This window comes from Streptomyces sp. NBC_01477 (assembly GCF_036227245.1).
GTDB lineage: Bacteria > Actinomycetota > Actinomycetes > Streptomycetales > Streptomycetaceae > Actinacidiphila.
The window spans coordinates 18,659-42,169 of the sequence record NZ_CP109445.1 but is presented as its reverse complement, the minus strand read 5'-3'; the positions used below and the strand labels follow the sequence as shown (position 1 = coordinate 42,169).

The window sequence follows — 23,511 nt, the reverse complement described above, 5'->3', positions numbered from 1 at the left end:
TGTCGAGGGGTTCTGTCGTCCAAGCGGAAGGCACTTTCTGCGTGCAGGGTATCGGTTCGCGTCCCAGGCTCCATGTCTCCGCCGACGGTGCGGGGGTGGTCGGTCACGCCGGAGCACGGCTACTGGCTGATCTCGCCGATGCCACCGGACTGACCAGCGCGTACTCCACCGCGATGAGGCCTCTTCGGCCAACGCGGCACTGGGCATGACCCGGGCCGGATCGCCACCGACCTCGCTGTGATGCTGGCTGACGGCGGCGAGGCGATCGCGGATCTGGCCGTGCTGCGCGACCAGGTCGAGGTGTTCGGCCCGGTCGCCTCGACACCGACCGCCTGGCGGCTGCTGGCCACCGTCGACGAACGCGTACTGGACCGTCTGCGCTCAGCCCGCGCTCAGGCCCGGGAAGTGGCCTGGCTGCAGGCATCCGAGACCCGCTGCGGCATACCGGCGGCGAAAGCCGGCGGACGGGAAGTGCCCGGCCTGGTCCTGGACATCGACGCCACGCTGATCACCTGCCACTCCCAGAAGGACCGAGCCGCACCCACCTACAAAGGCGGCTTCGGCTTCCACCCCCTGCTGTGCTTCCTCGCGAACACCGGCGAGGCGATGTCCGGGCGGCTGCGGCCCGGCAACGCCGGAGCCAACACGGGCGCCGATCACATCGCGGTGCTGGACGACGCTCTCGCACAGATCCCCGACGCCCACCGGCACGGCACCGACATCCTCGTCCGCACCGACAGCGCCGGATCCGCGAAAGCCTTCCTTGCCCACGTCCGAGAGTTGCGGGCACGCGGAATCCGCACCTTCTTCTCGGTCGGATACGCCATCACCGAGCCGGCCCGCCGCGCGATCCGGGCCCTGCCCGAGCAGATCTGGCACCCCGCCCTGGACCAGGACGGCACGCTGCGCGAGTCCGCCGAGGTCACCGAACTGACCGGCACAGTCGACCTCACCGGCTACCCGGCCGGCACCCGCATCATCGTCCGCCGTGAACGCCCCCACCCCGGAGCCCAGCTCTCGCTGTTCGACCAGGACGAGGGCCTGCGGCACCAGGTCTTCCTCACCGACACCCCGTTCACCTCCGGCCCGGCGCAGTTCCTGGAGGTCCGCCACCGCGGACACGCCACCGTCGAAGACCACATCCGATGCGGCAAGACCACCGGCTTCGGCCGCTTCCCCTCCCGCCACTTCCCGGTCAACGCCGCCTGGCTCGAACTCAGCCTCGCCGCGATCGACCTCCTCGCCTGGACCCGGGTCCTCCTGCTCGACGGCGAACTCGCCGCTGCCGAACCCAAGAAGCTCCGCTACCGGATCCTGCACGTCGCCGCCCGCCTCACCCGGGGCGGCCGCCGTCTCCGCCTTCGGATATCGGCGACCTGGCCCTGGCGACATGAACTCGCGGCCGCATTCCACCACCTGACCGCACTGCCCCGCCCCGCAGGCTGACCCGCCGCCTCCCGACCACTCACGACCCGAAGGACATTGGAGAACCCGACCACCGCGTCGGGCCCTCACCATGCCCACCGGCCGACACGACCTCAAACGACCTCGCTCAGTCGCCCACCAGCCCCAACTGAAACGGCGAGGCTAAAGGTCAAGCTAGCGTTGTAGATCCGGACAGTCGTTAAGGAGGCACTGTGAGTGTCCAGAGTATGGACATCGGGGCTGCCTCCCGGGAGGGTGGGCGGCCTGCGGCCTGCGGCCTGCGGCCTGCGGCCTGCGGCCTGCGGCCCGCGGGCGGGGCCGGCGGTCATGCCGACCGGTCCGCCCCGGAGGCGCCGTCCGGGCGTCCCGCGCGGCGGACCGGCAGCATCGTCTCGACCGGCGCGTCCTGCGCGAGGTGGTCGAGGACGAGCCGGCCCACGCGGTCCGGCTGCTCCAGCGGTACCAGGTGCGAGGCCCCTGGTACGACAGCCAGTTGTGAGTCCTCGATGCCGCGGTACAGGGCGCAGGTGTGCTCCAGCGTGATCAGGTCGTCGTCCCCGGCCATGACGAGCGTGGGGGTGCGCACGCGGGCGAGGTCCGCGGCGGTGAGGGTCGGCTGTGTGCGCCACATGGCGAGCACCTTCGCCGCGGCCACCGGCCAGTGCTCCGCGCCATCCGGCGACACGGCCTCGTACAGCTCGCGGAAGAAGGCCAGGTCCGGGCCGTCGGGTGTCATCGTCTCCAGCTTCGCCGGCGCGGCGAAGCACTCCGGCCCGGGGCGGAAGTTGGTGCCGACCAGCACCGTCCTGCGGACCAGGTCGGGCCGGGCGGCTGCCATGAGCAGCGCCACGATCCCGCCGTCGCTCCACCCGGCCAGGTGCGCCGGCCCGCCCACGACCGTCTCCGGGAAGGCCACGGTGTCCTCGGCCATGTCCCAGTAGGGGAGCGGCCCCGGGACGTTGGGGGTGTGGCCGTGGGCGAGCCGTTCGGGCAGGAAGACGCGGTGCCGTGCCGCCAGGCCGGTGCGCAGCTCCCCCGACGTGTCGTTGGTGCACAAGCCGCCGTGCAGCAGGAGCAGCGGGTCGCCGGTCCCCTCGATCTCGTACCAGGTCCTGACACTGGGAAGCCGTGCGTATCGGCCCATCGCTGAAGGTCCTTCCGCAGCGCGTCGGCCCCCGGGTTCCGTCCCCCCAGTCTTCGCCGGCTACCGCACGCCCCGCAACGCGGGTCCTGCGGCCGTGGTGTGCGCCTGGCGCGGGCCGGCCCCCCCCCGGCAGACTCACCCGCGCCATCAAAGCCACCCACGCTGAACTCCTCGAACGCCTCCTGCCACCACGACGCCGCAGGGCCAACGCCCGCGTCATCAAACGCAAAGTCGCCAACTGGCCCCTTAAACGCGCAGCCCACCATGGTGCACAACACCCGCCCGCCCCGGCCATCACCATCGTCAATGCCATGAAACCCAAACGGGTCAAACGGATAAAAACGCCCTAAGTTACCGGTATTGGCCCTAGCCTCGCCGTTTCAGTTGGGGCTGGTGGGCGACTGAGCGAGGTCGTTTGAGGTCGTGTCGGCCGGTGGGCATGGTGAGGGCCCGACGCGGTGGTCGGGTTCTCCAATGTCCTTCGGGTCGTGAGTGGTCGGGAGGCGGCGGGTCAGCCTGCGGGGCGGGGCAGTGCGGTCAGGTGGTGGAATGCGGCCGCGAGTTCATGTCGCCAGGGCCAGGTCGCCGATATCCGAAGGCGGAGACGGCGGCCGCCCCGGGTGAGGCGGGCGGCGACGTGCAGGATCCGGTAGCGGAGCTTCTTGGGTTCGGCAGCGGCGAGTTCGCCGTCGAGCAGGAGGACCCGGGTCCAGGCGAGGAGGTCGATCGCGGCGAGGCTGAGTTCGAGCCAGGCGGCGTTGACCGGGAAGTGGCGGGAGGGGAAGCGGCCGAAGCCGGTGGTCTTGCCGCATCGGATGTGGTCTTCGACGGTGGCGTGTCCGCGGTGGCGGACCTCCAGGAACTGCGCCGGGCCGGAGGTGAACGGGGTGTCGGTGAGGAAGACCTGGTGCCGCAGGCCCTCGTCCTGGTCGAACAGCGAGAGCTGGGCTCCGGGGTGGGGGCGTTCACGGCGGACGATGATGCGGGTGCCGGCCGGGTAGCCGGTGAGGTCGACTGTGCCGGTCAGTTCGGTGACCTCGGCGGACTCGCGCAGCGTGCCGTCCTGGTCCAGGGCGGGGTGCCAGATCTGCTCGGGCAGGGCCCGGATCGCGCGGCGGGCCGGCTCGGTGATGGCGTATCCGACCGAGAAGAAGGTGCGGATTCCGCGTGCCCGCAACTCTCGGACGTGGGCAAGGAAGGCTTTCGCGGATCCGGCGCTGTCGGTGCGGACGAGGATGTCGGTGCCGTGCCGGTGGGCGTCGGGGATCTGTGCGAGAGCGTCGTCCAGCACCGCGATGTGATCGGCGCCCGTGTTGGCTCCGGCGTTGCCGGGCCGCAGCCGCCCGGACATCGCCTCGCCGGTGTTCGCGAGGAAGCACAGCAGGGGGTGGAAGCCGAAGCCGCCTTTGTAGGTGGGTGCGGCTCGGTCCTTCTGGGAGTGGCAGGTGATCAGCGTGGCGTCGATGTCCAGGACCAGGCCGGGCACTTCCCGTCCGCCGGCTTTCGCCGCCGGTATGCCGCAGCGGGTCTCGGATGCCTGCAGCCAGGCCACTTCCCGGGCCTGAGCGCGGGCTGAGCGCAGACGGTCCAGTACGCGTTCGTCGACGGTGGCCAGCAGCCGCCAGGCGGTCGGTGTCGAGGCGACCGGGCCGAACACCTCGACCTGGTCGCGCAGCACGGCCAGATCCGCGATCGCCTCGCCGCCGTCAGCCAGCATCACAGCGAGGTCGGTGGCGATCCGGCCCGGGTCATGCCCAGTGCCGCGTTGGCCGAAGAGGCCTCATCGCGGTGGAGTACGCGCTGGTCAGTCCGGTGGCATCGGCGAGATCAGCCAGTAGCCGTGCTCCGGCGTGACCGACCACCCCCGCACCGTCGGCGGAGACATGGAGCCTGGGACGCGAACCGATACCCTGCACGCAGAAAGTGCCTTCCGCTTGGACGACAGAACCCCTCGACAAGGTTCATCGTCCCAGGTCAGAAGGCACTTTCGCATTCCCGCCCATGATCCGGACGGACTCCAAGCGAAAGCCCGAGGTTAGAAGGATTCGATATCTCGCCTCAAGAGAAGCATGCGATGTGGCGTGAAGGCGTGGAACAGGCTGCCAACATGGTGGTCGCCGGGCGGCCCCCTACCGACCCCGCCAGGAGCCGAACGTGCACCACCGCTTACTTCACGGCCGAACGGCCCTGATCACCGGTGTCACCGGAGGAATCGGACACGCCGTAGCCGTAGCGCTGGCCACCGCTGGCGCCTCACTCGTCATCACCGACCGGAACCCGGGCCAGCTCACAACGGCAGCCACCCGGCTACGGGAGCATGGGGCCCTCGTCAACACGATCACGGCCGACCTCACCCGCCCGGGCACAGCGCGATCTCTCATCAATGAATGCACCGATTACCTGGAACATCTGGACATCATTATCAACGCCGCAGGTATCTGCCGCGCCATCGCCCCCGATCGCCTCACCGGCCCTCTCTGGCGCGAGACCCTTGCCGTCGACTTCGAGATCCCCGCCCAGATCTGTGTTGCGGCCGCCCCCCCATCTGAGCCGCAGCAGCAACGGAATGATCGTCAACGTCGCCTCGGTCGCTGGTCTGAGCGCCTTCCCCCAAGCCGCCCACTACGCCGCTGCCAAGGCCGAACTCATCGCCCTGACCAGTGCCCTGGCCAACGCATGGGTCGTCGCCGGCATCCGTGTCAATGCCGTCTGCCCCGGCTGGACCCGAACTGACATGACCCGAGACCTGTGGGGCAGCCCCGCCGTATCCGATGCAGTACTGTCACACGTCCCCCTCAATCGCTGGGCCAGCGCCGAAGAGATCGCCGCAACCGTTCTCTTCCTGGCAACCAGCACACACACCGGCACCGTCCTCACTGTCGACGGCGGACTTCTCGCCTGCGTGGATGAGCGCCGGGGGTGAGACTTCTTCTTGCTTTCCAGGATGGACATCCTGCGCGGGGCAGGACCCCTGATCTCGAATCTCCTTCACGGCGGACCAAATCCAGTCCGGCATTGCACCGATCGCCAGGAGTTGTCCGCTCGAGTCCAGGACGCGAGCGCTTCCGTGTACGTCTCACCGGACGCGAAGCACCTCCATTCGGCCGACCGGCACTCAGCCTTCCAGGGGAGGGGTATGTAGACAGTCAAAATTATTGAGGCCAGGACAAACTGCCCGCACGGTGGAAATGCACGCGAATGCTGGAGATTCAGGCACCGGTTTCCTCCCGGCGTGGCGGCCAGCGTACTCCGCAGGAATTAGACGGGCGATGTTGTGACTGTTGAAACCGGCACCCTCCGGTAGCCCGCGTAAGGACACTTCTCGTACAGCCCGCCGATCGCAGTCTCTGCGGCCCCGTGCCGGGGGCATTGCCAGCCCCCTGCGGTCTGATGGGACTTTCAGGAGGGGACTGTGCCACGCACCTCACCGCTCAGCCCGAATCAACGACTGCGCGCTCTGCTGGATGATGCGGGATGTACGTACGACGCGCTGGCGCGCGAGATCAACATGAGGGGCGCCATGCGCCGGCCGCCGCTGCGGCTGTCCTACAACCGCAGCGCAGTGGCGCACTGGCTGAGCGGCACCAAGCCACGCAGTCAGGTGGCAGTGCTGCTGGTGGAGGCGCTCTCCCGGCGGCTGGGCCGCGATGTGACGCTCGTCGAAGCGGGGTTGGCACCGTCCCCGCCGGAGCAGGACGCCGACGTCGCGAGCCGAAATCAGATAGCAGGTCCGGACTGCACCCCCTGCCGGGAGCAACATCTGCCGTCTTTCACCCCGTGGCTACGCTCAGAAGGTCAGCCCTGGGAGCGGTCCGGAGCTCCAGACCCCGGCGCGCGACGGGTTGGCGCCGCTGAGCTGGCGACGGCGGAAAGCGCAGTGCTCTTCTTCGGCCGTCAGGCCCGCTTCGCGGGCACCGAGTCGATGGGTGCCGCGCTCTCTTTCCTACTGGACGACGTGGACAGCTGGCTACGCGCTTCCGCCACCGCCAGAACCCATGCCAGCCTCCTCACGGCCACTTCGCAGCTCTGTTTCCTCGTCGCCCGGATGTGGATTGGGGCAGGAGAGGCGAAAGAGGCGCAACAGTACTTCCACCTGGCGCTGGATGTCGCGGGCGAGGCGGGCGACACGCTCACCTACGCGCTAGTGCTGCGCGCCCTGAGCAGCCAGTCGTTCCGCCAGGGCCATCCAGGACAAGCTGAGTGGCTCGCCTCCGCCGCGCTCGACTGTCTGCCCGCCACTGCGGAACCGGCGCGGCGGGCCTATCTGCTGGCCCAGTCGGCGGTCACCAAGGCGGCCGCCGGCGATCGCCGGGCGACCTTACGGGACCTGTGCGGAGCTGACCGGCAGCGGGCCCGGGCGGGTGACGGCGACGGGCCGTTCACTAGCTACGCGGAGACCGCACTGGCCTATCAGCGTGGGGAGGCGATGGCAGCGCTCGGCGACGTGGATTTGGCGCTGAGGGCATATGACCGCTCCCTGAGACTCCGTGAACCTGAGCAGCACTGGGCCATCGCCCTCACCCACACCCGGCTAGCTGAACTCTCCTGCTCGATACCTGATGTGGAGCGCGCTGTTCTGCATGCCAGGGAGGCAGTGCGGAAATTTCCTCACCTCTATCCGAAGGTTGTCGGGATGCTGCAGCGAAGGCTCTGGCGTGCCCTCGCCCCCTATCGCAGCACCGCCGCGGTCCAGGCATGCTTCGAGGGGTTCGTCGCGAATACAACAGTTGAAACTATCGGACACCACTGCACCTACCCTTGATACGCTCCTTCGGGTTCAATATGAGACATCACCCATTCGTCCTCAGGAAGAGGTCGCGGTGTCCCGTATCAGCTTTCCCGATTGGTCAGTTCTCTCCTTGGATACGCAGGCTGCAGTGGACCGATTCCCGGTGCTGATAAACAGCGTGCGGGCACTAACAGCGGCACCGACACTCACTGCTCCACTCCTCGATCTGGTGACCTCAATACTCACCCGGCTGGAAATATCGGCACGTCATCGAGAAATGCTGATCCTGTTGATCTCGTACGAGACGGACTGCGTGTACGAATGGGTCCAGCACGTTCCACAGGCACATCGAGCCGGATTCCCCGATGAGGAATTTCCGCTGCTGATCGACGAGGAGCGGCGGAGCGCAGACGAGGCTGACAACGCGCTTCTGAAGTTTGCACGGTGCTATCTGCGATCCTCGGGATGCGACGAGGCGCATCTCCACCTGCTCCGCGAGCACTTCAGTGACCGACAGACGGCGGAAGTGCTACTTCTACTTGGCGCGGTGCGGATGTTCACGCTCTACATCAACGCGCTTGGACTGGAAATCGATGCCGCCGGACCTGAGCTGGCCCGGCGGTTCGCCGCCCTGGCCGGACAGGAACAGTGATGGCCGGCAGCCTCCGTACGGCGGTGGTCGGCGGCTCCATCGCGGGGTGTGCGGCGGCAGTGGCCGTCGGCCTGGCCGGATACGAGCCGACAGTGTACGAGCGCAGCGCGGGGGAGTTCGCCGAGCGGGGCTTCGGCATCGTGATGCCGCCCGCGATCCGCGATCAGCTGGCCGCCCGCGGGTACCTGGACGCGAGCATGCCAGTCTGCCGGGCGACCGAGCGGCTGTGGCTGGCCCGAGACCCATTCGGCGGTATCAGGGAGCTGTGGCACCAGCGCAGCCAGGTACTGACCTGCAATTGGGCATTGTTGTGGCAGCAGTTACGGTCCCGGGTGCCCGACGACAAATACCGGCGGGGATCCGAGGTGACGGCGTTGCGACCGGAGGGTGCCGGGGTGCTGGTGCGCACGACGGGCTGCGAGGAGCGGCATGCACTGGTCGTGGGAGCCGACGGCTACCATTCGCTGGTCCGGAAGTTAGTGGCTCCGGCGTCCCGTCTGCAGTACGCAGGCTACTCCCTCTGGCGGGCGAGCGTGCCGCTGGACCGGCTGACCGACGCGAAGCGCACCGAGGAGGACCTGACCGGGCGCTACCTGACGATCGGTTTCCCTGGCGGCCACGCGATCCTCTACCTCGTCCCGCAGAGTGCGGCCCTACCGGGGCGGACGCGGCTCAACTGGGCTCTGTACGCGGCCCCGCCGGCCGGTGCGGATTTCGACGCCGAGCTGCACTACCCGACCGGACGCACCACGGGGATCATGCGCGACCACGTCCACGCCCTTGCTCGGGAATTCTTCCCGGACCGGTGGCAGGAAGCAATTCTCGTGGCGGACGAGCAGGAGATGGCCGTTCAGCCGGTGCGCGATCTCACTCTCGCCACCACCGCGGCGTACCCACTGCTGCTCGCCGGAGACGCCGGAACCATCACCAGGCCGCACACCGCGAGCGGAGCGGTAAAGGCTCTTGAGGACGCGCTACTGCTAGAGGATCTGCTGACCTCCGGACTTCCTCTGACGGAAGCGCTGCGCAGCTACGGCACCCTACGCGCAAATGCTGGGAATCTCCTCGTTGAAGTAGGCCGAGCCATCGGACGGGATCAAGTCGAAAGCACCCCGTACTGGCATGAGATGACAGTAGAAAGAATGGAGGAATGGGCCAATGGAACTCTTGATGGATATGTCCATTATCTCTATGAGAATGCCAGTGAACAGACCTGAGAGCACGCCCACACGCCTCACTCTCAGGAGCATCGGAACGATTGTCGAATCGTTGAGGAGCGCCCCGTCATGCCCACCGTTTCGCCGCCCGCCATCGTGCTGCCCGAACACCGTTGGGAAATCGATGCATTGCGTGACCACTACCGGCAGCGGTACGCGGATCACCCCCGGATCGCTGATTTCCTTCGTGTCATGGACGCCACGACCGTACGTACGCGCCATGTCTCCCGCCCACTCGCCGCGCTGTCCGACCCGGAGAACCCCGTGGACGGCCGGCTGGAGTCCCACTTCGCCGACACGTGCGGGCTGGCCGAACAAGCTGCCCACGCAGCGCTCCGTAAGGCAGGAGTGCAGGCCACCGAGGTGAACGGGCTCGTATGCGTGAGCGTCACCGGCTACAACATGCCGGGGCCGGACGCCGAGCTGGCGAACCGGCTGGGGCTGCCGCCCACGGTCCGGCGGCTCCCGGTGGTGCAGATGGGGTGCAACGGAGGCGCCTTCGCCCTGGCCCGGGCCGCCGAAATGTGCGCGAACGGACTGGACAACGTTCTGCTGGTCGCCGCCGACCTCTTCCTGCCATACATCCACCCCGGAGACACCGGGATGGACGCGATGATCTTCCGGGCCCTCATGGGTGACGCCGCTGGCGCATGCGTGGTGCGCCGCGATGAAACCGGGCCCGGCCTGCGGATATTCGACTCCTGGGACTACACCGCCCCGGACACCACAGACATCGTCGGCACCCGGGTTCGCAGCGACGGCATGCACATCTTCAACTCTCCCCGCCTGTACGACGCACTCGGCAAGGCGCTGCCTGAGCTGCTGCGCTGGTTCAGGGAAGGCCCAGCGGACGGCGCGGCTGACGTGCTGTCTTTTCTGGTGGCGCACCCGGGCGGCCCGAAGGTCATGAATGCGCTGCAGGACGGTCTGCAGGTGGCCCCGGAACTGGTGGACGTCTCCCGGGCCAGCCTACGGAGCCTCGGCAACGCCGGCTCCGTCTCCATCCTCGACGTGCTTTCCCGTATCTACGCGGCCCCACCACCCCGCGGTGCGCTCGGCCTGACCGTCGGCATCGGCCCCGGAGTGACAGCGACCGCCTCCCGGGTGCGGTGGCAGTGAGGCGCCCGCACAGAACCCCGCGACATCAACGAGACGAGGCCAGATGACATCTCCGTGCTCTACCCCCGGTCCCGAGATCCTTACCAGCGAGGGGCGGGTCCGTGGCGCCGAAGGCCGCGACAGCGTGTACCGCTATCTCGGCATCCCCTACGCAGCCGCCCCGCTGGGCCGGTACCGCTTCGCGCCGCCGCGACCGGCTGAGCCTTGGACCGGAGTCCGCGACGCCCGCCACTACGGCCCGACCGCGCCCAAGGGCGCCTACCCGGCGGTGTTCGCGCCGCTCTTCGCGGAAGTGGACGTCCCTGGAGACGAGTTCCTGAATGTCAATGTGTGGACTCCGGTCGCACCAGGCGAGGACGCCGGGCTGCCCGTGCTGGTGTGGATTCACGGTGGCAGCTACGTCAACGGCTCAGGGGCCAACCCCGAATACCGTGGTGACGCCTTCGCCCGCGACGGGGTCGTGGCGGTCACGCTCAACTACCGGCTCGGCGCCGAGGGCTTTTTGCACTTGGACGACGCCGAACCGTCCGCTCCAGGCCTGCTGGACCAGCTCGCCGCACTGCGGTGGGTACGGCGGAACATCGCGGCGTTCGGCGGCGACCCGTCCCGGGTGACCGTAGCCGGACAGTCCGCAGGCGGCGGCAGCGTCCTCCACCTGCTGGCGATGGAGCCATCCGCCGGACTATTCCGCGCCGCGGTGGCGCAGAGCTCGCTCGGGCAGATTCCGCTGCCACCGGCCGCCGGCCGGGAGGTCACCGCCGACCTGGCACGCCGGGTCGGTTCGGCTCCGAGCCGCGCGGCGCTGTTCGAGGTGCCGCTGCCCGAACTGACCGCAGCGGCCTCCTCGCTCACCGCCGAGGTGCAGATGGGCACCCACCCGAAGCGCTGGTCGGCTGCGGTCAACCTGTCGTTGCTGCCGTTCCAGCCGGTTCTGGACGGCCGTACCGTGTCGCGAGCACCGTACGACGCCTACGCGGGCGGCGCGGGCGCGGGGATTCCCCTACTGATCGGCACCACGGCGGAGGAGGGCCGACTCTTCCTCGTACCCACCGGCGCGATCGACGCCGTGGACGAGGCGGCTTTGTCCGCCGCCGCAGGTTCCTTCGGCCTGGAGGCTGAAGGAGCGGTGGCGGTCTACCGGCGACGGCTGTCGGGCGGTTCCCCCGGGGACGTGCTGGCAGCGCTCTTCACCGACTGGTTCTTCCGCATTCCGGCGATCCGTGCCGCCGAACTGCGTGGTGCGGCAGGTGCCACCACCTACGCGTACGAGTTCGCCGTGCGCTCCGACTCCTACGACGGCAGGCTGGGCGCCTGCCACGGTATGGAACTTCCCTATGTGTTCGACACCCTCGACGAGCCCGGTGCCGCGCTGAGGGTCGGCTCCTCGCCGTCCCGGGCGGCAGCGAAGGCAGTGCACGCCGGCTGGGTCCGGTTCATATCCGAGACCCAGCCCGGATGGGCCCCTTACGAACCGCCCAACCGCACGACGATGTGCTTCGACGCCTTCGGCGAGCCGGTCGACGATCCCCGTCGGGCCGAGCGGGAGCTCTGGTCCGGCCACCGCTGAAAACGTCCGCGTCCCCGCACAACCGAATCACCGTCACCGAACAACGGAAACAAACTGGAGGCACCAATGAAGTTCGGCGTTCTCAACGAGCTGGAGCAGCGCAAGCCTTGGGACGACAACCAGGAGTTCCGCACTTTCTGGAACGCGATCGACCAGGTCAAGCAGGCCGAGGCAGCCGGCTTCGATTACGCGTGGACCGTTGAGCACCACTTCCTTTCCGAATACTCCCATTCCTCGGCCCCCGAAGTGTTCTTGGCGGCTGCAGCCCAGCACACCTCCACCATCCGGCTGGGGCACGGCGTGTTATTGACCGCACCCGGATTCAATCACACGTTCCGCACCGCCGAGCGGCTCGCGACCCTGGACATCGCCTGCAAAGGCCGACTCGAGTTTGGTGCTGGGCGCTCAGTCACCACCCAGGAACTACACGGCTTCGGGATTGCCACCGAGGACTCTCGGCCCAGCATGCTGGAAGGGCTGCGGGAGATCCCCCGGATGTGGACGAACGAGGTCTACCCGGGGACCGAGGGCCGCACCAAGTACATCGACCTACCCGCTCGCGAGGTGCTGCCGAAGCCCCTCCAACAACCTCACCCGCGAATTTACATGGCCTGCACCAACCCCGAATCGTTCGCACTGGCCGGCAAACTCGGGGTGGGCATTCTCTGCTTCGTAGTCGGCCACCCGGACCGGCTCAAGCCGCTGATCGACATCTACCGGGAGGCGATCACCGAGGCCGAGCCGATCGGTGCGTTCAAGAACGAGCACGTCGCCGCCTTCACCATCGGGCACTGCGCAGACTCTCGTCAGGACGCGGAGAAGTTCGCCGCCCCGGAGGTCACCTGGTACGTGGAGCGACTCGCGGGACTGTTCACGCAGGTCGCCGGAAAGCCCGGATACGAGGCGTACGAGCAAATCCTCGGAGATATGATGGGCGAGTACCAAGCCCTGGCCGAGAAGTATCACAACGACGTCCGCGCCCTGACCGAGTTGGGCGTGGTGTGCATAGGCGACCCGCGCACCTGCTCCGAGGTCACCAGCGGCTACCAGGCCCAGGGCATCGATCAATTCATCACCCTCCAGCAATTCGGCAGGCTGCCGCATGGCCGAGTTATGCGCTCGCTGCAGCTGATGGGAGAGCAGGTAATCCCGAAGTTCCGTGACATGGCACCGATCACCCCCGCCACCCGGGTACCGGTCACCGGATGACCCGTCCGCTGGCCCTCGTCACCGGTGCGACCGGAGGCCTCGGCCGCGCCTGTGCCACCGCACTGTACGAAGAGGGCTACGCCCTCGGACTACTGGCACGCGATGAGCAGGCGCTGTCCGGGCTTGCCGATGAGCTGATCCGTCGGGGCGCCGAGGTGCACACCGCAGTGGCCGACCTGCGGTCCACTACCAGCGCCGAGCAGGCGGTGCAGCGGCTCACCGGGCATGGTGAGCTACGAGCGCTGGTGAACGCCGCCGGGGTGATCTCGCTGGGCACCATCGCCGAGGTGGACGCAGAGGAATGGGACCGGGTAGTGGACAGCAAGCTCCGCGCCGCGTACGTGTGCTGCCGAACCGCGCTACCCCACCTAGCGGAGCAGGCTTCGGCCCGGAATGCGGGCACCGGAGGCACGGCGATCGTCAACATCGCTTCCACCTCCGGGCGCACGAGAGGCATACACACCTCTCCTGCGTATGTCGCCGCGAATGCCGGGATAATCGGACTCACCATGAGCCTGGCTGCACAATGCGCACCGCTGGGGGTGCGGGTCAACTGCGTGGCGCCCGGACTGATCAGCACACCCATGCTTCGTGTCTACAACGTACAGCAGTTGACCGCCATGCGCCGCATGATCCCGGCGGGCCGCTTCGCCCGGCCCGCCGAGATCGCCCAAGCGGTCGTCTTCCTCGCCACCGACCGTGCGAGCTACATCACCGGCGAGACCCTCAACGTCAACGGCGGCACGTTCATGGTCTGACTTCGACCGGCAAGCACCGCCCCTCAGCCTCGTATCCGCCTCGCACGGAAGGACCTACACCCATGGAATCCACTCAGGACTGCTGCGCCCGGCGCGTGGTCACCGGAACCGACGCCGCGGGGCGTTCCCTCGTCACGGCGGACGCGGCTACTTCCGCCCGCGCCACTACTCCCGCCTTCACTGTCTTCGACATCTGGCAGGCGGACAACCTCCCGGTCGCCGTGGACGCACGTAACACGCTCAGCGACACCGTCTCGATGGAACCGCCCTCGGGGGGCGTGCTGGTGAGGCTGGTCACCTTCGCGCCGGACAGCGAATGGGAGACGGTCAGTGGCTACGAGGCGGCGATGGCCGCAGTCGGCGGCAACTCCACAACCGGAGAAGGCGACGTACCGGGCACCCACGTCACCGACACCGTAGACGTAGTGACCGTGCTCGACGGCGAGCTGCACATCGTCCTCCAAGAAGGCGAGGTATTGCTCCGTCCGGGTGACTCGCTGGTACAGCGCGCCACCAAACACGCGTGGAGCAACCGCACCGGCCGTCCGGTGACAATCGTCGCCACGCTGCTGTCGGCGAAACGGTGACCGAAATCACCGGGGCAGTACCGACCGGCGCCCCCATCGCCGAACTCCGCTCGATTCTGGGCCGGTTCGCAACGGGGGTGACGGTACTCACCGGCTGTGACCCTACCACCGGCACCCCGTATGGGCTGGCCGCCAACGCCTTTGCCTCCGTCTCTCTCGATCCACCCTTGATCGCATTCTGCGTGGCCAGGACGAGCACCAGCTGGCCATGCATCCGCAAGGCCAGGACGATCTGTGTCAACATCCTCGCCGCCCACCAGCGTGACGTCTGCGCGGCCTTCGCCCGCAGTGGCGGCGACAAATTTGCCAGGCTGTCCTGGTCCCCTTCACCGGTGGGCAGATCCCCACTGCTGAACAACACGACCGGCTGGCTGGAGTGCACGGTGCAGGACGAGCGTGAGGCGGGGGACCATATGATGGTGCTGGCCCGTGTGGAGGAGCTGGGGGCCGCACCGGACGCCGAAGAGGCGGTCGGACCGCTGGTCTTCTACCGTGGCGGCTTCGGCACCTTCCAGCCGGGATGAGCGCGCCATGACCGCGTCCGGCCTGATGAATCCGGCTCTCCTGGTCACGGAGCACCGCCTCCCCGGCGGAAGCGGTCCCGTATACGTCTGTGCGCTGCCTGCACCCGAGCCTGCGAGAGCCCTGCTGGTTCACTTCCCAGAGGGTTGGAGGCGTATCCAGGCAGGCGCGTACGACGTAGCGGAGGAATTCACCGTGCTGCGCGGTGAACTGACCGAATCGGGTGTGCTCTACCGCCCCGGCGACTGGAGTTTCCGGCCCGCGCACGCCCACCGCACTGGTCTCACCGCCCCGGGCGGCGCGCTGGTGGTGGCGCTCTTCGACGCACCGCCGCGCTGGCTGCCCGGGCCGGGCACCCCTTCACCCGTCGGACCACGGGTGCACCTGCCCTCCACCACCTTGCCCGGCTCAGACGGCCTCCAGCTGCGCCCCGGCACCCGCCTTTGCGCGGCGCCGGAACCGCCCCACTCGACGGCGGTGCTGCTCACCGAGGATGGCCGCGACTGGTACTGGCGGCAGGCTCCCGCCGGAGAGCGCCTGGCGCCGGTACGGACCTTGATCCGTATCCCGTCGCCCCAGGAGCGCCGCATACCCGGCATAGCCACCCCCGGATACGCGCTGCTGGAAGGCGGACCCCTGGAGTTGCCCCGGCTCTATCCACTGCTGCCCGGCGTCCCTCCGCCCGAGCGGTTACACATCCCCTATTACGCCCGCACTCAGCACTACGAGCAGATCGCGCGCCAGGTCTGCGTGGACGGCCTCGACCGCCCCGTATACCGCTGGGCATACAGTACGGCCATCGCCGAATAGGGTGGGAGTGTCTAATAAATGGCTGATCTGGGGTCTGTCAATTTAACGGCTGATCTTAGCTGTTGAGGTTCAGTTGTTGGCCGGGGTGGGCCGGCCCTCGAAGGCGATCTGGAAGGCGTTCAGGGGCGCCTTCCAGCGCATGGTCCAGCGTTTGCGGTCCTTGCCGGTCGGGTCCAGGCTCATCAGTGCCAGGTAGATGCACTTCAGCGCGGCGGCCTCGTTGGGGAAGTGTCCGCGGGCCCGGACTGCCTTGCGTATGCGGGCGTTGACGGACTCGGTGGCGTTCGTCGGGCAGATGACGGTGCGGATCTCGACGTCGAAGGAGAAGAAGGGCACGAACTCGGCCCAGGCGTCCTCCCACAGCTTGATGATCGCCGGGTACTTCGACAGCGACAGCACCATCCCGTCGACGTCGGCCAGCCGCGGCTGCCGCTTCCTGACGATCTGCGGCTCGAAGCTGCCCTCCACGTCCCGGGGCACCTTCACCCCGACCGGTCCGACGTCGGTCAGCACGGTCTTGGACCGGGTGCCGTTGCGGCTGTCGCCGGTGTTCCGGCCGGCCGCGTCGTGTTCGCCGTAACCGAGGCGGCCGGTGATCTCGCCCTCCAGGGCAGACTCCAGCACCCGCTTCGCCAGCTGTCGCAGAAACCCGCCCCCGCCGGTCAGCTGCACGCCCTCGCTCCGGGCCCGGTCGACCAGCATCGCGATCAACTGCCCGTCCGACGCGGCCACAGCGACCGGCTCAGCCACGGACTCGCGCTCGATGGTCATCTCACTCACTTGGCGTCTCCATGATCAACAGATCCGCCGTTAAATAGACGGTGTTGTCTTTCCGGGTCTGAGGTGGGCGTTTTCGCTGGTCAGGCATAGGGCTGGTAATTCCGTGGGAGTTCTGGCCTGTCGGGTTGTCGCTTGCTGGGGAGGCCGGGATGCCGTCGGTTGTCGGACTGCTGGAGCAGCGCGAACGTGCTGCTCGCCGTCGCGTCGATGGACTGCGTGAGGAGGCCGACCGGATCTAGACGAGTAGTTCCGAAGCCTCGGGATTCGCGTTTTCGGTCCCGGGCAGCAGGAAGGGTGTTCAGCATCGGGTTGTGACGACCGAAGAACTGAACACCCTCCTGACGGCACTGTATGTGCTGGTCGATGATCACCTACCGAGAACGCGGTGGCTGGGCCGTCCTCCGCGCCTGTCCGACTCGGAACTGGTGTGCCTGGCCGTTGCCCAGGTGCTGCTCGGCTTCCACTCCGAGGCCCGCTGGATCCGCTTCGCCCAGGCCCACCTGCGGCCGATGTTCCCTGATCTGGTCCAGCGCCCGGCTTACAACAAGCGGTTACGAGCGGCCCGGCCACAGATCCAGGAGGTCATCCGCATCCTGGCCCGGCACAGTGACCTGTGGCAGGACCCGGTGTGGATCACCGACTCCACCCCGGTGGAGTGCGGCCGCTCCCGCGACACAGCACGCCGATCCGTCCTGGCCGGATGGGCCGGCTACGGCTACTGCGCCTCCCACTCCCGCTGGTTCTGGGGACTGCGCCTGCACCTGGTCTGCACGCCCGCCGGCCTGCCGATCACCTGGGCTCTGGCCACCCCGAAAGTCGACGAACGCGAGGTCCTGGCCGCGCTGATCGAGAACGAGCCCGATCTGGTACGCGACCGGCCCGGCCTGCTGATCCTCGCCGACAAGGGCTACGTGTCCGCCGAACTGGACCGCTTCCTGGACCAGTACGGCATCACCCTTCTGCGGCCCTCGTACCGCAACTGCAAGCCCCGACCCGGACAAGCCCTGCTCAAACCGATCCGGCAGCTCATCGAGTCGGTCAACGACACCCTCAAGGGCCAACTCGGCCTCGAACAGCACGGCGGCCGAACCATTGAGGGCGTCGCCGCCCGGATCAGCCAGCGGATCCTCGCGATGACCTGCGCCATCTGGCACAACCGCACCACAGGCCAACCCATCACCCGCTCACTGATCGCCTACGATTCCTAATCTCTTTGTCAAGCCGCTGTCGTGACGGGTGGTATGGATTCATAGCACCGTCCGTCACGCAGCAAGGCCCACAGGACGTTGACGCGGCGGCGGGCGAGAGCGAGGACAGCCTGAGTGTGCCGTTTGCCCTCGGCGCGCTTGCGGTCGTAGAAGCGCCGGGACTCCTCGCAGTAGCGGATGCTGATCAACGCGGACGTGTAGAAGACGCGTTGAAGGCTGCGGCTGTATCTCTTCGGCCGGTGCAGATTGCCACTGATCTTCCCCGAGTCGCGGGGAGCCGGGGCGACGCCGGCGAACCCGGCGAGACGGTCCGGGGTGGCGAAGGCGGTCATGTCTCCCCCGGTGGCGGCAAGGAACTCGGCGCCCAGCAGGGGGCCGATGCCGGGCATGCTTGCGATCACCTCGGCGTTCTTGTGCTCGCGAAACCGGGCCTCGATGAGCTTGTCGATCTCGCCGACCTGCTCGTTGAGGCGCATCACCTCTTTCGCCAGGGTGTGGACGAGCTGGGCGGTCGGCTTCTCCCCGGTCACGCTGGTGTGCTGGCTCTCGGCGGCTTCCATGGCGGCCTGGGCCAGTTGGGCGGCCCCGCGAACCTTGCGATTGCGCAGCCAGGTCTCCAGTCGACGGACACCGGTCCGGCGGATGGCCGCCGCGGTCTGGTAGCCGGTGAGCAGGACGAGGGGACCGGCGTTGGTCAGGTCCAGGGCTCGTTCAAGGGCCGGGAAAATGCCAGTGAGACGGCCCCGCAGCCGGTTGATCACGCGGGTGCGGTCGTCGGTGAGGTCACGGCGGTGAACGGTGAGGATCTTCAGCTCGGTGACCAGCTCGTCCCCGGGCCGCAGAGGTTGCAGGTCCCGCCGGATCCGGGCCTGGTCGGCGATGACCGCGGCGTCCTTGGCATCGGTCTTGCCCTCACCTCGGTAGCCCTCGGAGGCCCGGCTGACGGCCATGCCGGGGATGTAGAGCGTGTGCTGGCCGTGATTGAGCAGCAGGTCAAGCAGCAGAGCGGCACCACCGTCGGCCAGGTCGATGCCCCAGGTGACCTCGTCGCCCAGGGCGAGGACATCGGCCAGAAGTCTGAGCAGCTCCGGTTCGTCGTTGGCCACCCGGCGGGACAGCAGCCGTCTGCCGGTATCGTCGACCACCACGCAGTGGTGGTGGGCCTTGCCGGCGTCGATACCGGCCCAGATCGCGGTCACACGCACTCTCCACTGGTCGCTTGCCTACCTGCACCACAGACGACCTCGCTGGCGAGTCCCTACTCAGCGATCGGATCGCAATTCCTAATCAGCAGCCGAGTCGTCGCGGGGTGTCGGGCGGCGAATCGTAAGAAGCCACACGAACGGCAGACCACTGAAAGCCACACCCGACACCCCTGGGTGAGCCAACCCTACGAATGGCTCGCTCATCCCGATCAACAAGGTAGGGACCACTGACTCACACCCACAACGGAACAACTCATCTAGGCCGAGCTGGCTGCGGCCGAGGTGGAATGGCAGGAGTGGGCGGTCGCCCGCCGGCGGGTCGATGCGGTCCTGGCTCCTGGCGCCGACACCGCTGAGACGGAGGTCACCTCGGAGCGGTTGGACGCGGATGTGCCATCGCCGGGGAGGGATGCGGTCAAGCCGAGGTCGCAGGTGCCGGTGTGGCGGGAGGGTCTTGCCCTGTCGGTGCTGTCGGTGGACTACCAGCGGATCGTGCAGGCACTCGCGGACCGGGCCCGGCTCCGTCAAGGGCCGCTGAACTGCCAGGAGATGGCTGCCATGTTCGGATTGGACGTGGTGCCGGCGCGGGTGGAGGGGCAGCGGTGCAAGGCGAAGCGCCTGGTCGCGAGGGGATGGCTGACCGAGCCCTCATCGGGCCAGTTCACGCTCGCGAAGGGCGCGGCCGGGCCAGGCGGCGGGTCATGAGCAGGGTCATCGACCAGTAGACGATCGCCTCGGCGCTGGTGGTGCGGCGTTCGTAGTCGCGTGCCAGCCGGCGGGTGCGCATCAGCCAGGCGTTGGTGCGCTCGACGATCCACCGCTTGGGCAGGACCACGAAGCCGCGGTCGTCGCTGCGTTTGACGATCTGCAGGACCAGCGCGAGGACGGCCAGGCAGTGCTCGACGAGGCTGCCGGTGTAGCCGCCGTCGGCCCAGAGCAGAACCAGACGATGATGAGCCTCGGTCACCCGCTGGAGCAGGACCTTCGTGGCGATGCGGTCTCCGACGTCCGCGGCGGTGACCATCACGCCCAGCAGCAGGCCGAGACTGTCGACGACGATGTGCCTTTTGCGGCCGTTGATCAGCTTCCCGCCGTCGAAGCCGCGGCTGTCGGAGCCGACGACCGCGTCCGCCGTGACCGACTGTGAGTCGATCATGGCGGCCGTCGGCTCGATGTCCCGCCCGGCACGAGTGCGGACCCGGTCGCGCAGCCGGTCGTGGAACTCCCCGATCAGGCCGCGGTCGCGCCAGCGGCGGAAGAACGCGTAGACCCGGTCCCACGGCGGGAAATCGGCGGGCATGGCCCGCCACTTGATTCCGTTGTCGACCAGATACCGGATCGCGTCGAGTATGGCCCGGTGGCAGTATGCTTCCGGCTGCCCGCCCCCGCCCCCGCCCCCGCCCCCGCCCCCGCCCCCGCCCCCGCCCCCGCCCCCGCATCCACCCCGGCACCGGCAGCAACGGCCGGACCACAGTCCACTCCGCGTCCGTCATGTCCGACCGATACCGTCGTCGCCGCGTGCCGTCGTCGGTGGCGTTCCCGAACCGGTGTGCCAGGCAGTCACACTCCGGAGTGACCGAACAGGACTGCCCTGTCATCGACACGGGACACTCCAACACCGGGGCCTCCTGACGTTGTTCGCTGATTCGACACCATCGAACTGTTCAGAAGGCCCCACCCTTATGCGCCGGCCCCGCAGCCACCACCCGAACGCGAACCCCGGTTCGAAACGCATCCCGCACGGTCGGAACGACAACAGCGACTGAGCTTGGCGTTTATCCCTGTTGCTGTTTCAGGCGGACGTGTTCGGTGAGGGTTGCGACGCGTTTGATGGTTTTCCCTGGTTCGTGGTGTGGTGCTGGCCTGCGGTTTTGTGACCCGGGTGGGCGTCCGGGGCCTGGTCGGGTGGTTTGGGGCACGGCTGCGGGGCGGGTGGTCTTCGTGCGGAGGTGGCGGAACCCTCGGCGGACGCGTGCGGGGGTGAGTCGGCGGGGCTGCGCCGGTCGTTCCCAGGGGCGGCGGAGATCTTCGGCGAGGGGCCGGGCGAGGCGGAGTTGGGTGTGGGCGGCAATGAGCTGTCCCGAGTTTCGTAGCGGCCGGTTTGAGTGGTCTCAGGCGGCGTTCGTTGCTGCCTGGGATCGGTAGTGCCGGGTCTCGAATTCCTCGGGTGGGAGGTAGTCGAGTGCGGAGTGCAGGCGCTCGGTGTTGTACCAGGTGATCCACTGGACGACAGCCCGTTCGACCTGGTCAGCGTCCCGCCAAGGTCCTTGGTACTCGATCAGCTCGGCCTTGAACGAGCCGTTGAGGGCCTCGGCCATGGCGTTGTCGTAGCTGTCCGCGACGGAGCCGACGGACGCGGTCGCGCCGGCCTCCAACAACCGTTCTCCGTAGCGAATTGACACGTATTGGCTGGACTCAACCGGTCGTTGCAACACCGGCTTGCTGGAGCAAGAGTAGCTGCTCGTTGAATGCCTCGGCCGGGGTCCTCCAGCCAAGTGTCTTGCGGGGTCTTGTGTTCAGCGCGTGAGCGACAGCTTCGATTTCTTCGGCGGACCAGCGTGTGAGGTCGGTGCCCTTCGGGAAGTACTGGCGCAGGAGTCCGTTGGTGTTCTCATTCGTGCCTCGCTGCCACGGGCTGTGCGGATCGGCGAAGAACACGGGGATACCGGTCTCGACCCTGAACTGCGTGTGCGCCGACATTTCCTTGCCGCGGTCCCATGTCAGCGACCGCGTCAGCTGCTCGGGGAGCATCGACATCGTGTTGGCGAGTGCCTTCTTCATGGAGATCGCTCCGTAGCCGGCCAGTGCGGGGCCGTTCTTCGTTCGAGGGATCGTTCCGTATCCCTCTTCGCGGGGCAGATGAATCAGCATGGTGAACCGGGTCGACCGCTCGACAACGGTGCCGATCGCCGACCGCTCCAGCCCGATGATCAAGTCCCCTTCCCAGTGGCCGGGGACAGCGCGGTCCTCAGCCTCGGCGGGCCTTTCGCTGATCAACGCCTCCGGCGTGACGTGCGCCCAGGTCTTGCGCCGTGAACGCGCCCGCGGCGCCCGCAGAGCGCGGCCGGTCCGAAGGCACAAGATGAGCTCGCGTTTCAGCGCCCCGCGGCCCTGGATGTAGAGGGCTTGGTAGATCGCCTCGTGACTGATGCGCATGGATTCATCATCCGGGAAATCAAGCTTGATCCGATTCGCGATCTGCTCTGGGCTCCATGCCTGAACCCACGCGCGATCCTTGCGGTGCGGCTTGTTCCGCCCCGTCCACGAGCCCGTCACCGGTCCCGCGATCGGCATGCCACCCGATGTGGTGATCTGGCCGGACAGCCTCTCCTGGACGTAGGCGTGCAACCTCGGATTGTCGACCAATTTCGCTGTCTTCGGACGCTTGGCCGCCATATCCGCTTTCCATTACGCGACCGACGCCCGGTAGTCGAGCGTCCCGCTTCTTGTGGCCGCGTTGCGTCGCAGCTCGCGGGAGATGGTGCCTGGATCACGACAGACGTTCCGGGCGATCTCGCGCACTCCCTTGCCCTGGGCCCTGAGCAGCGCGATCTCCTCTCGCTCGGAAAACGACAGGTACCTGCCCGAGGGTGGCTTCGCATCGAACGGACACATCCCGCCACACTGGCGGTACCAGCGGGTCGCCACCGCCGGCGCCACGCCGATGACGGCGGCGGCCTCCTCAGCGAGAAGTCCCTTGGCAATCTCCGTCCAGAACGCCGTCTCGACCGGACGCTGATACTTCGGATGTCCCGGGGATCTCAGCTTCGGCCGCAGCGCCCGGTCGGCTGCCTGCTGGCGACGAACCATCCAACACCTCCGTGATCACAAGGTGTTGCGACGATCAGTTGAATCCGCCTTGCGAGCCGCGATCGCTGTGATGGATCAGACCCGAGCCCTTCGTGATTCCCCGCCGCCAGAGCGCCATCTCCAGTGCGTCCAGTGGGAGATCGGTGCGCATGTGGGTGGCGAGCTGCCAGCCGACGATCATCCATGAGTACACGTCCAGTACGAACGCCACGTATGCCCATCCGGACCAGGTGCGGATGTAGGTGAGGTCGGCGACCCACAGCTGGTTCGGCCGGCTTGCGGTGAAGCGCCGGTTGACCAGATCGGGTGGCCGGGGTGCGGAGGGTTCAGGAACCGTGGTGCGGCGCCGCTGCCCGCGGATCACGCCTTCCAGGCCGTCCTCGCGCATGAGGCGCTCGATGGTGCAGCGGGCCGTGATGATGCCCTCGCGCCGCAGCTGGCGGTGGATGCGCCGGGCTCCATAGGTCTCGCCGGACGCGTCATGGATGCGGTGGATGTGCTCCATGAGCTGTTCGTCGCGCTGTCGCCGGGCGGATTTCGGGCGCCGGCGGCGAGCGTTGTATGCCGAGACCGACAGGTCCAGTTCCCGGCATACGGGCTCGACCCCGAAGTCGTCGCGGAGGTGGTTGATCACCACGTCGGCCTCGTGCGGGGCTGGTCGAGCTCCTTCGCGAAAAACACCGAGGCTGCCTTGAGGATCTCGTTGGCCCGACGCAACTCGGCTATTTCCCTGCGGAGTTGGCCCAGCTCGGCACGCTCGGCAGTGGTG

General features: G+C 67.8%; 18 protein-coding genes and 7 pseudogenes. 15 read left to right on the top strand and 10 right to left on the bottom strand.

The features are described 5' to 3' along the window. Positions 1-41: 41 nt before the first annotated feature. Positions 42-1,446, top strand: a pseudogene (locus OHA86_RS00205) (IS1380 family transposase). A gap of 304 nt (positions 1,447-1,750) precedes the next feature. Here the strand turns inward: OHA86_RS00205 and OHA86_RS00200 are convergent. After that, entirely contained in the window at positions 1,751-2,569 is an 819-nt protein-coding gene (locus OHA86_RS00200) for an alpha/beta fold hydrolase (RefSeq protein ID WP_329171332.1), read from the bottom strand. Positions 2,570-3,080: 511 nt separating this feature from the next. Next, positions 3,081-4,485 (bottom strand): annotated as a pseudogene (locus tag OHA86_RS00195) (IS1380 family transposase). 238 nt (positions 4,486-4,723) lie between these two features. On the opposite strand from OHA86_RS00195, the pseudogene OHA86_RS35945 reads away from it, so the two are divergent. The 12 genes and pseudogenes from OHA86_RS35945 to OHA86_RS00140 all read left to right on the top strand — a co-directional run. Next, positions 4,724-5,098 (top strand): annotated as a pseudogene (locus OHA86_RS35945) (SDR family NAD(P)-dependent oxidoreductase); the annotation flags it as partial. After that, a complete protein-coding gene (locus tag OHA86_RS00190) occupies positions 5,094-5,492 on the top strand; it encodes an SDR family NAD(P)-dependent oxidoreductase (RefSeq protein WP_443071593.1) in 399 nt (132 codons plus the stop codon). The pseudogene OHA86_RS35945 and the gene OHA86_RS00190, both read left to right, overlap by 5 nt. Before the next feature lie 489 nt (positions 5,493-5,981). Further along, on the top strand, positions 5,982-7,331 hold the full coding sequence (locus OHA86_RS00185; protein WP_329171328.1) for a tetratricopeptide repeat protein: 1,350 nt from the start codon (positions 5,982-5,984) through the stop codon (positions 7,329-7,331). Positions 7,332-7,389: 58 nt separating this feature from the next. Next, complete coding sequence (locus OHA86_RS00180; protein ID WP_329171327.1) at positions 7,390-7,950, top strand: carboxymuconolactone decarboxylase family protein; 561 nt, start codon at positions 7,390-7,392, stop codon at positions 7,948-7,950. Next, the gene (locus OHA86_RS00175) at positions 7,950-9,167 is read left to right on the top strand and encodes a monooxygenase (RefSeq protein ID WP_329171326.1); all 1,218 of its coding nucleotides are present in this window, start codon (positions 7,950-7,952) and stop codon (positions 9,165-9,167) included. The genes OHA86_RS00180 and OHA86_RS00175 overlap by 1 nt, the downstream gene beginning before the upstream one ends. Before the next feature lie 69 nt (positions 9,168-9,236). Then, positions 9,237-10,286, top strand: a complete 1,050-nt coding sequence (locus OHA86_RS00170) for a hypothetical protein (RefSeq protein WP_329171325.1) — start codon at positions 9,237-9,239, stop codon at positions 10,284-10,286. Positions 10,287-10,329: 43 nt separating this feature from the next. Beyond that, the gene (locus OHA86_RS00165) at positions 10,330-11,853 is read left to right on the top strand and encodes a carboxylesterase/lipase family protein (RefSeq protein WP_329171323.1); all 1,524 of its coding nucleotides are present in this window, start codon (positions 10,330-10,332) and stop codon (positions 11,851-11,853) included. Positions 11,854-11,919: 66 nt separating this feature from the next. Beyond that, entirely contained in the window at positions 11,920-13,062 is a 1,143-nt protein-coding gene (locus tag OHA86_RS00160) for an LLM class flavin-dependent oxidoreductase (RefSeq protein WP_329171321.1), read from the top strand. Beyond that, entirely contained in the window at positions 13,059-13,820 is a 762-nt protein-coding gene (locus tag OHA86_RS00155; protein WP_329171320.1) for an SDR family NAD(P)-dependent oxidoreductase, read from the top strand. The genes OHA86_RS00160 and OHA86_RS00155 overlap by 4 nt, the downstream gene beginning before the upstream one ends. 62 nt (positions 13,821-13,882) lie before the next feature. Continuing rightward, positions 13,883-14,407, top strand: a complete 525-nt coding sequence (locus OHA86_RS00150) for a cupin domain-containing protein (protein ID WP_329171318.1) — start codon at positions 13,883-13,885, stop codon at positions 14,405-14,407. After that, positions 14,404-14,931: a flavin reductase family protein gene (locus OHA86_RS00145; protein ID WP_329171315.1), complete on the top strand. Its 528-nt coding sequence runs from the start codon at positions 14,404-14,406 to the stop codon at positions 14,929-14,931. Before OHA86_RS00150 ends, OHA86_RS00145 begins: the two co-directional genes overlap by 4 nt. A 193-nt stretch (positions 14,932-15,124) precedes the next feature. After that, entirely contained in the window at positions 15,125-15,739 is a 615-nt protein-coding gene (locus OHA86_RS00140; protein ID WP_329171314.1) for a DUF5988 family protein, read from the top strand. A gap of 69 nt (positions 15,740-15,808) precedes the next feature. On the opposite strand, the pseudogene OHA86_RS35940 reads toward OHA86_RS00140, so the two are convergent. Continuing rightward, positions 15,809-16,123 (bottom strand): annotated as a pseudogene (locus tag OHA86_RS35940) (transposase); the annotation flags it as partial. A gap of 15 nt (positions 16,124-16,138) precedes the next feature. Further along, positions 16,139-16,441, bottom strand: a pseudogene (locus tag OHA86_RS35935) (transposase); the annotation flags it as partial. Positions 16,442-16,830: 389 nt separating this feature from the next. On the opposite strand from OHA86_RS35935, the gene OHA86_RS00130 reads away from it, so the two are divergent. Then, positions 16,831-17,727: an IS982 family transposase gene (locus OHA86_RS00130; protein ID WP_329171312.1), complete on the top strand. Its 897-nt coding sequence runs from the start codon at positions 16,831-16,833 to the stop codon at positions 17,725-17,727. An 8-nt stretch (positions 17,728-17,735) separates the two neighbouring features. Here the strand turns inward: OHA86_RS00130 and OHA86_RS00125 are convergent, their stop codons facing one another. Further along, positions 17,736-18,926, bottom strand: a complete 1,191-nt coding sequence (locus OHA86_RS00125; RefSeq protein WP_329171310.1) for an IS110 family transposase — start codon at positions 18,924-18,926, stop codon at positions 17,736-17,738. A 273-nt stretch (positions 18,927-19,199) separates the two neighbouring features. Between OHA86_RS00125 and OHA86_RS00120 the strand changes: the two genes are divergently transcribed. Continuing rightward, positions 19,200-19,637, top strand: coding sequence for a hypothetical protein (locus OHA86_RS00120; protein WP_329182124.1), 438 nt, complete (start codon positions 19,200-19,202; stop codon positions 19,635-19,637). Here OHA86_RS00120 and OHA86_RS00115 read toward each other — a convergent pair. The 5 genes and pseudogenes from OHA86_RS00115 to OHA86_RS00095 all read right to left on the bottom strand — a co-directional run bounded on the left by OHA86_RS00115 (position 19,594) and on the right by OHA86_RS00095 (position 23,379). Then, entirely contained in the window at positions 19,594-20,262 is a 669-nt protein-coding gene (locus tag OHA86_RS00115) for an IS5 family transposase (protein ID WP_329182122.1), read from the bottom strand. The genes OHA86_RS00120 and OHA86_RS00115 overlap by 44 nt on opposite strands. Positions 20,263-20,707: 445 nt before the next feature. After that, a pseudogene (locus OHA86_RS00110) lies at positions 20,708-21,007 on the bottom strand (NF041680 family putative transposase); the annotation flags it as partial. Between the two features lie 36 nt (positions 21,008-21,043). After that, positions 21,044-21,310 carry an integrase core domain-containing protein gene (locus OHA86_RS00105; protein ID WP_329171308.1) on the bottom strand — a complete coding sequence of 89 codons (267 nt, stop codon included), beginning with the start codon at positions 21,308-21,310 and terminating at the stop codon, positions 21,044-21,046. A gap of 37 nt (positions 21,311-21,347) precedes the next feature. After that, a pseudogene (locus OHA86_RS00100) lies at positions 21,348-22,742 on the bottom strand (IS30 family transposase). A 34-nt stretch (positions 22,743-22,776) separates the two neighbouring features. After that, positions 22,777-23,379, bottom strand: coding sequence for an IS3 family transposase (locus tag OHA86_RS00095; RefSeq protein ID WP_329171306.1), 603 nt, complete (start codon positions 23,377-23,379; stop codon positions 22,777-22,779). Positions 23,380-23,511 lie beyond the last annotated feature (132 nt).